Annotated in this window: 16 protein-coding genes; 15 read left to right on the top strand and 1 reads right to left on the bottom strand. The window is 72.1% G+C overall.

Translation table 11 applies throughout. The features are described 5' to 3' along the window. Positions 1 to 72 precede the first annotated feature (72 nt). From ACIRPU_RS40690 to ACIRPU_RS40650, 9 genes are all read left to right on the top strand, one after another. Positions 73 to 264 (top strand): DUF5999 family protein, encoded by a 192-nt coding sequence (locus ACIRPU_RS40690; RefSeq protein WP_403877235.1) that lies wholly within the window; start codon positions 73 to 75, stop codon positions 262 to 264. A gap of 319 nt (positions 265 to 583) precedes the next feature. Then, on the top strand, positions 584 to 2305 hold the full coding sequence (locus ACIRPU_RS40685; RefSeq protein ID WP_403877129.1) for a DUF2637 domain-containing protein: 1722 nt from the start codon (positions 584 to 586) through the stop codon (positions 2303 to 2305). Positions 2306 to 2442: 137 nt separating this feature from the next. After that, positions 2443 to 2991: a hypothetical protein gene (locus ACIRPU_RS40680; RefSeq protein ID WP_403877126.1), complete on the top strand. Its 549-nt coding sequence runs from the start codon at positions 2443 to 2445 to the stop codon at positions 2989 to 2991. Then, positions 2988 to 3191 (top strand): hypothetical protein, encoded by a 204-nt coding sequence (locus ACIRPU_RS40675; RefSeq protein ID WP_385282859.1) that lies wholly within the window; start codon positions 2988 to 2990, stop codon positions 3189 to 3191. Before ACIRPU_RS40680 ends, ACIRPU_RS40675 begins: the two co-directional genes overlap by 4 nt. Before the next feature lie 123 nt (positions 3192 to 3314). Next, the gene (locus ACIRPU_RS40670) at positions 3315 to 5819 is read left to right on the top strand and encodes a hypothetical protein (protein WP_403877123.1); all 2505 of its coding nucleotides are present in this window, start codon (positions 3315 to 3317) and stop codon (positions 5817 to 5819) included. Between the two features lie 11 nt (positions 5820 to 5830). Next, positions 5831 to 6271, top strand: a complete 441-nt coding sequence (locus tag ACIRPU_RS40665; RefSeq protein ID WP_355707068.1) for a conjugal transfer protein TraB — start codon at positions 5831 to 5833, stop codon at positions 6269 to 6271. A gap of 82 nt (positions 6272 to 6353) precedes the next feature. After that, positions 6354 to 8630, top strand: a complete 2277-nt coding sequence (locus tag ACIRPU_RS40660; RefSeq protein WP_403877120.1) for a hypothetical protein — start codon at positions 6354 to 6356, stop codon at positions 8628 to 8630. A gap of 41 nt (positions 8631 to 8671) precedes the next feature. Continuing rightward, positions 8672 to 8866 carry a hypothetical protein gene (locus ACIRPU_RS40655; protein WP_403877117.1) on the top strand — a complete coding sequence of 65 codons (195 nt, stop codon included), beginning with the start codon at positions 8672 to 8674 and terminating at the stop codon, positions 8864 to 8866. Between the two features lie 92 nt (positions 8867 to 8958). Next, complete coding sequence (locus ACIRPU_RS40650; protein WP_403877114.1) at positions 8959 to 9453, top strand: hypothetical protein; 495 nt, start codon at positions 8959 to 8961, stop codon at positions 9451 to 9453. Positions 9454 to 9531: 78 nt separating this feature from the next. Here the strand turns inward: ACIRPU_RS40650 and ACIRPU_RS40645 are convergent, their stop codons facing one another. Next, positions 9532 to 9753, bottom strand: coding sequence for a hypothetical protein (locus ACIRPU_RS40645; protein ID WP_355707072.1), 222 nt, complete (start codon positions 9751 to 9753; stop codon positions 9532 to 9534). A gap of 91 nt (positions 9754 to 9844) precedes the next feature. Here ACIRPU_RS40645 and ACIRPU_RS40640 point away from each other — a divergent pair, with 91 nt between their 5' ends. From ACIRPU_RS40640 to ACIRPU_RS40615, 6 genes are all read left to right on the top strand, one after another. Next, positions 9845 to 10609 carry a hypothetical protein gene (locus tag ACIRPU_RS40640; RefSeq protein ID WP_403877111.1) on the top strand — a complete coding sequence of 255 codons (765 nt, stop codon included), beginning with the start codon at positions 9845 to 9847 and terminating at the stop codon, positions 10607 to 10609. A 117-nt stretch (positions 10610 to 10726) separates the two neighbouring features. Beyond that, positions 10727 to 11350 carry a DUF6919 domain-containing protein gene (locus tag ACIRPU_RS40635; protein ID WP_403877109.1) on the top strand — a complete coding sequence of 208 codons (624 nt, stop codon included), beginning with the start codon at positions 10727 to 10729 and terminating at the stop codon, positions 11348 to 11350. 193 nt (positions 11351 to 11543) lie between these two features. Continuing rightward, positions 11544 to 12008, top strand: coding sequence for an RRQRL motif-containing zinc-binding protein (locus ACIRPU_RS40630; protein WP_355707075.1), 465 nt, complete (start codon positions 11544 to 11546; stop codon positions 12006 to 12008). 28 nt (positions 12009 to 12036) lie between these two features. Further along, positions 12037 to 12570 carry a hypothetical protein gene (locus ACIRPU_RS40625; RefSeq protein ID WP_355707076.1) on the top strand — a complete coding sequence of 178 codons (534 nt, stop codon included), beginning with the start codon at positions 12037 to 12039 and terminating at the stop codon, positions 12568 to 12570. 4 nt (positions 12571 to 12574) lie between these two features. Continuing rightward, positions 12575 to 12862, top strand: coding sequence for a hypothetical protein (locus tag ACIRPU_RS40620; RefSeq protein WP_403877105.1), 288 nt, complete (start codon positions 12575 to 12577; stop codon positions 12860 to 12862). 185 nt (positions 12863 to 13047) lie between these two features. After that, complete coding sequence (locus tag ACIRPU_RS40615; RefSeq protein ID WP_403877102.1) at positions 13048 to 13452, top strand: hypothetical protein; 405 nt, start codon at positions 13048 to 13050, stop codon at positions 13450 to 13452. The last annotated feature ends 53 nt before the right edge of the window (positions 13453 to 13505 follow it).

Genomic DNA, 13505 nt, shown 5'->3' with positions numbered 1-13505 from the left:
CTGATGGGCACGACGATCACCCCGCTCGACACCGCGACGACCACCGCCGGCACCACTCGGCTGCCGGACTCGCTGTGCACGCACACGCCGAACTGCCCGGCCGCCCACAGCTCGGACAGGGAGGCCGCGCAGGCCATCGCGAGCCACCCGGAGCAGGGCTGGAGCCTGCTGTGCAACGGCGTCCTGGTCTTCGACGACACCGGCGACCTGCTCCCCGACGGCCGGGTCATCGCCCCGCACCGTCCCCTCGCGATCACGGCCTGACGGCTGCCTGATCCGCTCGCACCGGACGCCGCACCACGGCGGACCGGATCGGGCGGTGATGGGGAGTCGGACAGTCCCTTTCGCTCCCGCCCGGCGGGAGCCGCACACAGTTTCGTGTCCGCCCCGCAGCACTCCCCCGGACCCGCCGCCCGCACCACGGGCGGCCGGCCTTTCAGCACGGCCCGCTCCGGGAAGGCAACGGCCCCCCGGGGGCCGATTTCGGCTCCGCCGACCGCCGTTTCGGGAGCAGCCGACCGCGTTTCGGGAGCGGCTGCTCCTGCTTCGACCACACCCGGAATGACCCCCTCTGGAGGCCCCCATGACGATCACCGACATGCCGCAGAACGCGGCACCCGACACCCCTGTTTCGCGGACGCCGACCGCCGTTTCGGACGCACCCGAGTTCGTTTCGGGAGCGGCCGGGACCGTTTCGGAGACACGGAAGCGGAACCCGATCAAGCCCAAGCGGGACCGCTTCACGGCCGCCCTGCCGTACGTCGCAGCGGTCTTCGGCACGCTGGTCGGCGCCATCGGCTTCGCCATGTCGTACGACACCCTCGCCAAAGTTGCTTTGAGCTGGGGATTCAGTGAGGGCCTCGCGCCCTGGTTCCCGATCGGCGTGGACGCTTCGATCCTGGCGTTCCTGGCCCTGGACCTCTACCTGATCCTCAAGGGCATCCCGTGGCCGGTGCTGCGGATGGCCGCACACGGCATGACCGGCGCCACCGTGTGGTTCAACGCGTCCTCGCAGGGCGAGATCGGCCACGACCCGGTCCAGTCCGCCTCGCACGGCGTCATGCCGGTCCTCTTCGTGATCGGCGTGGAGGCGGCACGGCGGCTGTTCATCAAGAAGGCGCAGCTCGAAGCGGGTACGCACGCCGACCGCATCCCGCTGCACCGCTGGATCCTCGCCCCGCTGGCGACCCCGAAGTTCTACCGCCGGATGAGGCTGTACGGGGTCACCTCCTACCCGGAGATGATCCGGCGTCAGCAGGACCTCACCGCCTATGAGCAGTGGCTCAAGCGCAAGTACAAGGGCGACTTGAGCAAGGCCTCCGAGGATGAGCGGCTGCCGATGAAGATGGCCGCCTACGGCTACACCGTCGCGCAGGCCCTCGCGATGCCTGAACAGCAGGAACGCGAGGCTGAGGAGCGGGCGGAGGAAGCCGAGCGCCGGCGCCTGGAGGCGGAGACGCGGCGGGAGGTCGCGCAGAAGAAGGCCGAAGCCGACCGGCTGGAGGCAGGCGGCGAACTCGAGGCCGTCCGCGCCCGAGTGGAAGGCACGACCGCTCAGGCCCGCGCCCACGCCCGAGCCCAGGCCAGCGCCGCAGAGCGGGCCGCTGAGCTGGAGGAGAAGGCGCTGGAAACGGCCCTGGTCGCCGAAGCCCGCGCCCGCGAGGCGGAGGCGGAGCGCAAGGAAGCCCAGGAGCGCCGCACGGCGGCCGCCGCCGACCTGGAGATGGCCGAACTGGAGCGGCGCGCGGCGGAGAAGCGGAAGGCAGCGGCGGAGGCCGACCGGGTCGCCGCGGCGGAGGCACAGACGATCGAGACGGCGGAGATCGCTGAGGCTCGCGAGCGTGCTGCCGAAGCCGATCGGCGTGCTGCCGAAACGGAGATGGCCGCCGCCGAAACGCGCCGCCGCGCTGCCGAAGCCGACCGGCTGGCGGCGCAGGAGAACGAGCGCAAGGCGACTGCCGACGCCAACGTCCAGGCCGCCCGGCTGCGCGAGGCCGAAACGGAGATGGCTGCTGCCGAAACACGGCTCGCCGTCGCCGAAGTCGAGCGGCGCGCGGTCGAAATGGAAGACGAGGCGAAGCTCACCTCGCGCGAGCGGGCGGTCCGCAAGGTCGCGCGCATGGCGCTCGCGGCCGGCCTGGTGACGGTCGGCCTCGGTCCTGACGAAATCCACCCCGCGCTGTCCCGGGTGGTCTCGATCGTCGACGTCCAGCGCGAGACGGCGGTGTCCTCCACCGACACGGCCTCGAAGTACCGCCAGGAGGCGGCCGAACTGCTCGCGGGCGGCTACCGCCCCGGGCAGTGACCTGCACAAACGAGCTGTTCGACGGTTCCACCGGCCCCCGAGACGTTGTCGTCGCCTCGGGAGCGCGGTGAAGGCGCCGAAACGCCACCCCAAACCCTGCCAGATCGCCCCCGCCCCGAGAAGGAGAACCCCACCTCATGGATATCAACGCACTGTTCACGGATGAGGGCCTGCGGGCCTTCACCGCGACCGTCCGTGACCAGCACGTTCGCGATGCCCAGCAGTACGGGCAGATCGCCGACATCGTGCGCCGACGCCTGGAGCAGACGCCGATCGAGGGCGACCGCTGGATGGCCAAGAAGATCCGCGCGTGGAAGGTGGCGCGGCAGGTCAAGGCCATGCAGAAGGCGTCCGAGGAGGCCGCGAGCAAGGCGGAGGCCCTGTACGCGACCTACGTCAACGAGGTCCTGGAGCTCCCGCAGCGCAGGGCGGTGGCGGAGGCCAAGAAGCTGGAGCGCAAGAACAGCCGCCAGGCCGCCGTCGGCGCGGCCGTCGCGAGCTCGCTGAACAAGACGGTGACCTCGCTGGGCGCCCCGCCCGAGCAGGTCCCGGGCGCGGTCCCGCAGGCGAGGCCGGCGGAGTTCGTCACCCCGGACAACCCCTGGAACCAGTGGCCGATGGCGGCCGGTGGTGAGCGGCCGACCAGCACGATCAACGACTACTTCGCGAAGGGAGAACAGGGTTGAGCACGCCTCGGCAGACGCAAAACCGCGCGAATCACTGGAACGCGCGGATCCAGGCTGCCACGACCGAGAAGGAGCGCGCCGGGGTCTGGTACGACGCGGTCCGGACCCTGGCGCGCCAGGCCGAACGCGACGGCAATCCGGACCTGTGGCGCAAGCTCACCGCCACGCTGCACGACTTCTACAAGAACAACGGAGGGTGACGAAGTTCTTCTTCATCACCGCTCCTACCTCGCCGCCCGGTGGCTCCCAATGTGCGCGCGTGTCGTGCGCGTGCGAGGGTGCCCCGGGCGGTGACCGTCTGTCAACTCCGAGAGGGAGACGTCATGGCCGACGACGACGGCCCCAACAACCTGATCCACTTCCCCCGCGTGGGCTTCACCGACCCCGCCGAACCCTCTGCGGAGACGCCCGATCCGGCCCCGACCGACGTGCCGTTCGCGGCCCCCGCCGCCGTCTCCACGGACACCCCCGCAACGTTTGCACCCGCGACTCGCACCGCTCCTCTGGACACGATCGCGGTCCTGCCCGAGCCCGGTCTGGGCACCCCGTTCAGGGCGGATTCCGCGCCCGCCGCAGCGCCCGCTGCGGGGGGCGCGATGGTCCCGGCGACCTTCCGGTCCGAGAGTGCGCAGCCGGCCGCGCCGCGCCTGGGCGCGCTGTCGCTGGCCGCGATCCTCGCGGTGTCCCTGGCGGCCATGCGCGGCATCCACTCCGCCATCGCGTCGAATCGGGCCAACCGGGAGCAGCACGAGGCGGTCGCGAAGACCGCGAACACCGGCAAGGACGGCTCTTCTGGGGGCAGTTCGAAGAAGCAGGTGCAGCCCAGCCACGAGTACGGCCGTAAGTCCCTCCAGCGCGGTCCTGGCGGCCCGGGAGGGCGCTCCGGCGGCGCTGGTCCGGGCAGGTCCGGAGGGGGTGGCAGCGGGGCGTTCAGCGGCTCGGGAGGCCGGGGGCGCAGCAGGGCGACGACCAGGTCCCCCAGCGGTTCCGGCGGCGCCTCCCGGGGTGGGCGCGGCGGCGGTTCGGGCTCCGGCTCGGGCGGCGGCCGTTCCAACTCCGGCTCCGGAAAGGGCGGCTCGGGGATCACCCCGCTCAGGCGCAGCTCGCAGGGCGGCGGCTCCGGTCTCAAGAAGAACCGCGGCCCCGGCTCCTCCGGCGGTCCGGGTGGCTCGGGCGGCGGCAAGGGTCCGAGTAACAGCGGCGGCGGCGGCGGGGCTGGCTCCTCAGGGGGCGGCCCGAGCACGAACCGCAAGCGCGGTCCCGGCGGCACCGGGGCCGGCGGTTCGTCCGGCGGTCCGGGCACGAAGCGCGGTCCGGGCTCCTCGGGGACGGGCATCGGCAAGACCGGGCCCGGCACGTCCAGCTCGAAGGGCCCCGGTTCCGGAAAGGGAACGGGCACGGGCCCCAAGAGCGGGACGACGAAGTCGCCGCGCGGCACGACCGGGCCCGGCGGGATCCTGCGGAAGAAGCCCGGCACCACCACCCCCGGCACCGGCCCGAAATCGAAGCCGAAGGGGAAGGGCACGACCGGCCCCGGCGGCGCGGCGCCCGGCAAGGGCGGCGGCAAGAAGGGCAAGACCCGCTCCGGCAAGGGCGGGACGGGACCTGCGCCTGGGGTGCCCAGGTCGCCGGGCGGGAAGTCCCGCAAGGGCAAGAAGGTCAAGCTCACGCCCGGAATCGCGCACGGCACCATGGCGGCGTCGGACACTTACGGCTGCCGCTGCCGCAAGTGCCGCCGCTTCGACCGCGAGTACGGCAAGAAGATGGACGCGGCGAGGAAGGCTGCGGCGCGCGGCCGGACCACCTTCAGTGAGGCGGTGCAGGAGACCGCTGAGAAGCGCCTCAAGCGCCGCCGCAAGAAGATGGGCCCGCCCGTCCTGTCGAAGGTCAAGGTCAGGAAGCCGAAGAAGAAGACCGGCCCGAAGACCAAGACCAAGGCCGGGAGCGCCAAGGCTGCCGGGAGCACCGGGCCCGTCGGCCCGGCCGCGAAGGCACCGGCCCGCCGCACGCCGTGGTCCACGGCCAAGGCGAGGGCCCGCAAGCGCGCCCGGCTGCGGACCACCACGGTGCCGGGCCCCCGTCCGGTGCCGGCGACCGGCACGACCACCGTGCCGAAGTCCATCGTCATCACGCCCCCGCCCCGGCCCGCCCCCGCGGTCCCGGCCGCCGTGGTCGCCGGGGCCGCCACCGCACCGGCGCCGCCGGGCGGGGGCACGGTGCCCGGCACTGGCCAGCCGCGCCTGTCGCCGTTCGAGGCGATGGGGATGGCGACGACGGTGTCCGCACCGGCTGGTCCGATCACAGTCGAGCGGGCCGACTCCCCCGGATCCGCTCCGGCGAAGTCCGGAGCGGGCCTGCCCGCCGGCACGAGCACGAAGGAGAACAGCGTGAGTGATGCCTGGCTGACGAAGTGGGGCAGCGGCAGCCTCGCGGACATGGACGCGCAGCACGAGACCGAGGTCACCCTCGACGACACGCTCGATGTCCTCGAGGAGCTCACCGCGCAGTCGTTCAAGGCGCACGAGACCTGCCGCAAGCTCTCCGTGAAGGCGCGGGAGATCCGGCACGAGCTGGACGAACTCGCTGCCGACCTGCGCTCCACGCACAACGTCATCGGCCGTCTGACCGGCGCCGCGATGGCGAAGCTGGCGGAGTCCATGGAGCTCCTGGCCCGCAAGGCCGACGAGATGGCCACCAAGTCCCTGGTGGCGGCGGAGCTCTCCGAGACGGCGGAGAACGCGATGTTCGACGCCTACCGGCCCCTCCAGCAGGCCACCGAGGACGCGGGCCTGGCCGTGCCCGCCGCCCGCATCCACAACGAGAACTGAGAGGAGATCACGTGAGCGACAACCTCCCCGCCATCCCGGGCATGAACAACGGCGTCGCCAGCAGCTCCGGCAGCGGCAACGGCTTCCTCGCCCTGGCCGGCCGGACCGCCAAACTCGCTGCCTCCGCCCTCTTCCTCAAGGAGGGCATGCACCTGCTCCGCTCGCACATGCAGGCCAACTCCAATGCGGCCATGCGCCTGTCGGAGATGTGCGGCCAGGCCGAAGTCGAGCCCCAGTTCACCTCGATGATCGAGGACACCTCCACCGCCCTCACCGCGGTCGCGGAGGCGTCCGGGGACATGGTGAACGCCGCCGACTCCGTCGACACCGACGCCCGCGGCTTCAACAACGCGCACGACCGGGAGTACCGCCCCGGATACGAAGCCTCCAACGGCTCCGGCGTGCGCCAGGCCAAGCCCGGCTTCTACCGGCGCACCGGCCGCCGCAGCTGACCCACCCCATCCCCGCCGCAGCAGGGGCCGCGCCCACACCGGGGCGCGACCCCTGCTGCCCCCTGCCCCGAAGGAGGCTGTGTTGAGCACCATCGACCAGGCGGCGCCGACCGCCGACACCACCAAGCCCGTCCCCGGCCACGTCATCTACCGGCGCGTCCTGGCCGAACGCACCTCCTACGCCCTCGCCGCGGCCGGGATGGCCGTCGGCCCCCAGCTGGACGACAGCGCCTGGTCCTACCTCGCCTCCGGCGGCATCGGACTGGGCACGCTCGCCTGGCTGTACGCGAAGACCAAGGACCCCGACCACGGCCTGGACACCATCACCCGCGCCCAGCGGGCGATCCCGTTCCTCACGGCCGCCGGCACCTACGTGGCGAACCTGATCACCCCCGGCTTCAACTGGTGGGAGGTCGTCGCCCCGGCCGCGTGGGCGTCCCTGATGGGCTGGATGGCGCCGCTCACCCGCAGCGCCGGCCTGGTCCTGGAGCTCAGCGAGCACCAGGCGCAGACCGACCCCGCCCGGGAGCTGACGTACACCGAGTTCCTCGCCGCGAAGTGGGCGCAGGCCACCGGCGACGGCACCCGCCTGGTGTCCATCACCCCGTTCAGCGCCGACCGGCCCGACTTCGAGGCCGTCGTCGTCGCCCAGGCCGGGAAGGCGGTGCCCACCTTCACCGAGGTGCAACTGGCCGCCGCGTTCGACTTCCCGGTCGGCACCGTGAAGATGCGCCCGATCCAGGGCTCCGGGCCCGGCCGGATGCGAGTGGTCGCCCGCCCCACCACCGAGGACACCGAGCGCACGGCCGAAGGGCTGCGCGGCCTGTGGGAGACGGCGGTCGCCGCCCCCGGCGGCGCGGCCCCCGGCGTCGACCTGATCGACTACCGGTCCGAGCCGCACCGCATCGTGCTCCTGGTCGCCTCCCCTCCGGGCAAGGAAATCCGGCTGCCGCACACGGCGATCTGCTCCGCGTTCGGTATCGACGACCCGTCCCGGCTGGTCATCGAGACCGACGGCATCCGGCAGGGCGTCGTCTCCGTCTACAAGACGAACCCGCTGATGAAGGTCCGCAAGGCCACCGTCGAAGACCTGACGATGGACTCCAAGGGTCGCGTCACCATCGGCGTCTGCCACGACGGCAAGCCCGCCCGGATGCGACTGTGGGATCCGGGCCAGGGCGCGCTGCGTGGTATCACTGCCGGCGTCACCGGCGCGGGCAAGTCCGTCCTGCAGAACCTGATCCTCGCTGCGGAGAAGCGCTCCGGCGTCGTCTCCTGGGTCGGCGACGTCCAGGGCGGCATGTCGCTGCCCGAGGCGGAGGGCCGGGTCGACTGGTTCGCCAAGGGCCCGGTGGAGACGCTCCTGATGCTCACGGCCGCGCACGCGGTCATGAAGTACCGCGAGCGGCTGTCCAACGAGATGGGGCGCGGCGACTTCGCCCTCGGGCGGCCGTGGCCGCTCATCAACATCACGCTGGACGAGATCAACCGGCTGCTGTCCCACCCGGACGAAGCGATGCGCAAGGCCACCGCCTACCTCATCGCCGACATCCAGAAGACCGGCCGCAAGGTCGGCATCGGTATCCGGCTTGCCGTGCAGTCCCTGCACCTCAAGGACCTGGGCGACGACGACGCGATCCGCCAGCAGGGCAAGGTCGGCGCGCTGTTCCTCATGCGCACCGCCTCCTCCTCCACCAAGGAGATGGGCCTGGACGGCATCGCCCCGGCCGGTTTCCAGATGGAGAACATCCCCGCCCGGATCTACGAGAACGGGCAGATCGAAGCGCTGTTCTCCGGCAAGGACGACGAGGACGGCGAGTCCACCGCGGGCATGGCGTACATGTTCCTCGACGGGCGCGCCAAGTTCATGCGCACCTTCTTCGCGGAGAAGGTCGATGGCGTCTACCCCGACCTCATCGCCCTGTACGGCGACGAACCGGCGAACGGGCTGACCGAGGGCGAGGCGAAGGCCGCTCAGGCCGGGGCCGCGATCTACGGCGTGCGGCACACCAACCCGTACGCCGACTGCGACACCCTCGCCCAGGCGTTCTCCGACGTGCCCGGCAGCGAGCGGACGGCCGGCCCCCCGGCCGCCGACGGCGATGACGGCGAGGCTCCCGCCCCGTCCGCAGGGCCGTTCGGTATCCCGTTCGGTGGCAGCAACGACCCCGGCGAAGAGCCCGGCCTCCAGGACCAGATCCTCGAACTGCTCGCCGACGGACCCCAGAGCCTGAAGAAACTGCGCGAGGCGCTGCCCGGCTTCCAGCCCTCCAGCGTCAGCAACGCCTGCACCCAGCTCAAGGCGAAGGGCCTGGCCACGACCGTCAAGCGCGGTGTCTGGCAGCGCACCGACGCCTGATCCACTCCATCCATCACGCTCACCGAAGGACACCGATACCCGTGGCCCTGTCGATCTCTCTTGTCCTGCTCACCGGCGTCATCGTCGTGGTCCTCTGGCGCCTCGGCTATCTCCGCTTCTGGCCCACCATCACGGTCGCCCTGTTCGGGTTCAGCCTTGCCTCCACCGGGATCGCCCCGACCATCCGCGACGCGATCACCTCCGTGTCCGGCTGGATCTCCAACATCTCCTTCTGACCACCCCACCCCGCACCGTCCTCACCCCCTGCGCCCTCCCCGCCACCCTGGCGGGGAGGGCGCCCCGCGTCTGCCCCGAAACGGAGATCACCGTGGACTTCGACCGCATCACCCGCCCGCTGACCGACGACGAAGCCAAGGCCGAAGCCGAGCGCATCATCGCGCGGGCCTACCAGCCCGAGAAGCCCGTGCGGCACATGCCGACGTCGTTCCGCGACGACACCCCGCTGCCCGCCTACGGCGACGCCCCGCCCGTCCATCAGGACGACAAGCGGATCGTGCCTGCCTGGGCGGCCGGGATCGCGGTGGCCTCGATCGGGGTCGGCGCCGGCATCACCGGCGTCGGCTGCGGTGCCTGGCTGGTGCTTCAGGGCCTGGCCTCCGTCACGCTCTACGGCGTGCTGATGGTGACCCTGCCGTTCGCGGGAGCCGCCATGGTCGCCACTGCCATCGGCGGCGCGATCAGCAAGGCGCGCAACGCCGTGTCCAAGACGGTCTACGAGGGCCCGGTCGTGCAGAACACGCAGATCAACAACAACAGTCACCAGCGCGGGATGTTCTCCCGCACCCGCAACGACGTCCGCTGAACTCCGGGCGCCCTGCCTCGTATCCGACACCTCGCCACTGGCGGGCTCGGGTGCGGGACAGGCCGTCCGGCCTCGCGGTCAGTCGTCGTAGTCGATCCAGATCCGGCCGTGCTCATCGACTTCGGCCCCGCGGATCTGCCCGTCGACGATCGCCCGGTTGACGGTCACTTCGACGTCGTAGTCCACGTCGATCCACAGCACTCCGTCGTCATCGGTGTACGCGGGCCAGATCGTGTCGTCCGTGTCGATGACCTCATCGAAAACGATCTCCTCCGGCTCATCGCGGGTGAACCACCCCATCGCAGCCGCCCCCTTCTCTCCAGGCCATCGCACACAGCTTGGCCCACTCGCACGCTCCGTGAACACCACATCGACACCTTGGAGTTGCCCCGTGCAGTCCCACGACCACACCCCCGGCCAGAACCACCAGGAGCTCACCTACCTCCCCGTGCCGTTCCCGAAGACGCCGCCCAAGGAGCCCCGCTTCGCCGCGCTGCGCGACTGGTGGAACAAGGCCTGGGACGTCGACGGAGTCCTGTACGACATCTGGGAGGACATCCTCAGCGCCCCCGAGGACGGCCTGCGGGACATGGCCCCCTGGCTGAGGGCCGTCTTCGCGGTCGCCGGGGTCTCCTTCGTCGTGCTGATGGCCAACGCCGCCGGCGAGGTCATCCTCGAGGCGCTGCAGCAGCTGCTCACCGCCGTGCCCAGGGTGCAGGTCGGCGTCGACACCTCCAGCGGAGTGGCCGCCGTCGTCGACCAGCCGGTGCGCACGTACATCGCGCAGCACTCCGCCGGCCTCGCCGTCGAAGGCTCCACCGTCTACACGCTGTGGCTGCTCACCGGCATCGTCGGCCTGGTCCTCGGCTACCTCTCCCGGAACAACGGAGTGCGCGCGATGTGGACCGCGTGGGGCGCGGCCACCGTGTTCATGGTCTGGACGACCACCCCGGCAGCCAGCCGCCCCATCGCGGCCGGGCTCGCCGTCCTCGCCTGGACGTTCCTGTCGGCGTTCGCGATGCGCGGCCTGACCCTGCGCCGCCGCGTCGTCGCCGGGCACCCCGCGAAGGTCACCGTCAAGCCCGAGATCCACGTCCCCGTCCAGCCCCCGGCCGCCGAACAGCACCCGCACAGCGGCTGCCCGTTCCGAGACTGACCTCCGGTCGCTCCGCCTGGCCCTCGCCCCGCCCCGCCACATGCGGGGCCGGGCGAGGACCGGGCAGGCCGACCGGCCCCGCACACCACCGAATCCGACCAACTGAGGAGTGTCTCGATGCTGTTGCCGTGGATGAGCTGGAACGACCGCCGCCGCTGGCGGTCCGCCCGCACCGTCGCCGATCTTGGCGAACTGATGGCGTTATGGCTGGAGGGCGAAGTGAAGTCCTGGCCCGGCTACATGCCGCGCTGCGGCCCCGACGAGGAGACCGCGCACCTGATCCCCTCCCTCGCCTCCCTCAACCGCGCCGGCTTTCTCACCATCGCCTCGCAGCCCGGGGAGGCCGTCACCGGCCACGACGGGTGCTGGTGGGAGCAGCGTGCCGCCGTAGAGGGTTTCGTCAGCGACCGGACGCTGTACTACCGGCTCCTGGAAGCCGCCGACGCAGCCGGACTCAGGATCGCCGTCGATGACGGCCAGACCGGCGTCCACGATCCCGCGATCACCGTCACCACCGTGGACGGCAAGCCGTACACGCGCTTCGGCGGCCCGCTCAGTTACCGCGACATGCGCACCATCTGGTCCGTCATCCGCGAACCGGCCTTCCTGGCCCTCGCCGATGCTGTCCGCGTGACCATCGCCGCCCCCGAACCGGGTTCCGCTGGCGAACGAGAGCTGTGGCCGGTCCTGGACCGCGTCTCCAGCCGGGACCGCCACGACCGCGCTGCGAACGCCCTGTAGGCCGCCCGACCCGTCCTGCCTCACGCCCCGCCGACGAATCACCGGCGGGGCGCACTGCTGCTCACCGACGCCTGGAGGAACAGCCCGTGCTCATCCCCCGACCGCGCCGCGGGATCGGCCGGCCCCGCCCGCAGCGTCCCGGCCCCCGCTACCCGCAGCGTCCCGCCCGGCTCCCCGGTACCTGGAGCAGGTGATGCCCCGCCCTCGGAAGAAGGGGCGCCTCCGCGAGGTCAAGAAGGTGCCGCGCAGCACCGCGACGCTGGAGGAGTTCGATCGGCGCGCCTGCCCCGAGGGCTTGGTCACCCGGCGGCAGCTGCGGGAGCGCGGGCTGAGCCCCGGCGGGCACGCCCCGGTCGCGGTCCTGCGCTGCAAGTACTGCGCGTACCGGCCCGACCAGTCGTGCAACCACCCCACCCGGGCCTGGCTTTACGACGTAAACCTCGCCCGGCCGAAACGCACGCCCACCCTCGCGCAGGAATGGGCGCTGGACCGGGCGATGGCCGCGAGATCCACGTGCCCGGAATGCAGGCGCCGGTACTACTTCTGCCTTCCGCTGCGCACCCAGGGCCGCTGCGACCCCTGCGCCAGGGGCTACGAGCCCAGCCCCGACACCTACTTCGCTTCTACGACCCCGGTGACCCACCGGCTGGCCGCCTGATCAACGATCCCTTCGAAGGAGAGTCACTGTGGCTCTGTTCACCCGCCTCGCACCCGCCGCCGTGCCCGAGACCTGGATGCCGGAGGGCACGCTCGTCTCCCAGCGCTTCCGGGCGCTGGAGGGCGCGACCGTACTCGTCTTCACCGCCGACGCCGACCAGGGCGACTCTCGCTACGCCGCCGCCTGCCTGGGCTGCATCTACCGCGCGGACCGTAACGCCCGCGGGAACGTGATGACGGAGACGGAGGCCGCTCAGGCCGCCAACGTCCACGCCGCCGCCTGCCTGGCGGTTCCGCGCGGCGTGCCCGCCCGGCCCGACGACACCGAGGCCGCGAAGATGATCCGCACCCGGCTGTGGGCCCGCCGCTACGGCGCGGCCCCGCACCTGGTGCGTCTCTCCGACTTCACCGGGCTCCGCGTCGACCTCCAGCGCTCCACCGACTGGGTCAAGGCGCTGCTGGGCGACATCGCGCAGGGCGACCCCGGCTTCCTCGCCGCGACGCCCGCCACCTCCGGGCAGGAGGGCACCCGCTTCACCGTCCAGCCCTTCGCCCGGCCCTGACGCCGTGCGCGCCCGAACCGCCGCGCTGGTCGCGGCCGCTGTGCCCGCCACGGTCGCCGCGGCCGCCGTCGCGCTCGAGGCCGGCCACTGGCAGCTGTACGCCGACAGGCACCGGATCCACCTCACCCCCATTGCCCGCCGCTCCTGCCCCGACTGCCGGGGCGCGGGCGGCTGGTGGGTCGGCGGCGCGAACCCGGAGATGGAGCCGTGCGGCTGCTGGGCAGAGCGGCGCGAGCTGACTCTCCGGCTTCAGCCGCGCCCCACTGTCCCGTGCGACGACCCCCCGTTCTGACGGATCCCCGTGCCGCCCCGACCAGCTGACAAGCGCTGGCCGGGGCGGTGCGGAGGACCGGACAGCCCGGTCGCTCCGGAACCCCCGAAGGAGCCGTACATGACCGAGACCCTCACCCCGCCCACCGTCGCCGTCGGCGCGGACTCACCGCTCGCCCTCCTCTTCGGCATCGCCCTTGAGATCGGGTGCAGGGCGAGGACGAACAGCGTGAGGACGCGGAGACAGCCGCCCTGGACCACGTCTGGAACACCTACCCCGACACCCTCGGCAAGGCCCTGGACGACGACGACTGGTCCGGCCGGCCCGCCCTGCCGGAGGCCGGACTGGAGCCGTGCGCCGTCGCCTACCTGGACGGTGGCCTGTGGCTGCACCACTCCAGCGGCGGCGACCAGGAGCAGGACGTCCTCACCCTCATCGCGCCTTGCACCTGCGGAAACGGCTACGTCGACACCGTCCTGGACGGCGAGCGCGACCTGCTGCAGGTCCTCACCGAGCTGCGCGCCACCGACGGTCGCTTCCCGCACGACAGCGGCTGGCCCGACTGCGACAGCCAGCGCCGCCTGCGCGCTTGGGGCGACGCCCGGCCGTGACAGAGCAAAGGGGCGGCTGTCGCGCTCGTGTCGCGCCAGCCGCCCCAACTCCC

This window comes from Streptomyces sp. NPDC102259 (assembly GCF_044766465.1).
GTDB lineage: Bacteria > Actinomycetota > Actinomycetes > Streptomycetales > Streptomycetaceae > Streptomyces.
This window is presented reverse-complemented; position numbering and strand designations above follow the sequence as displayed.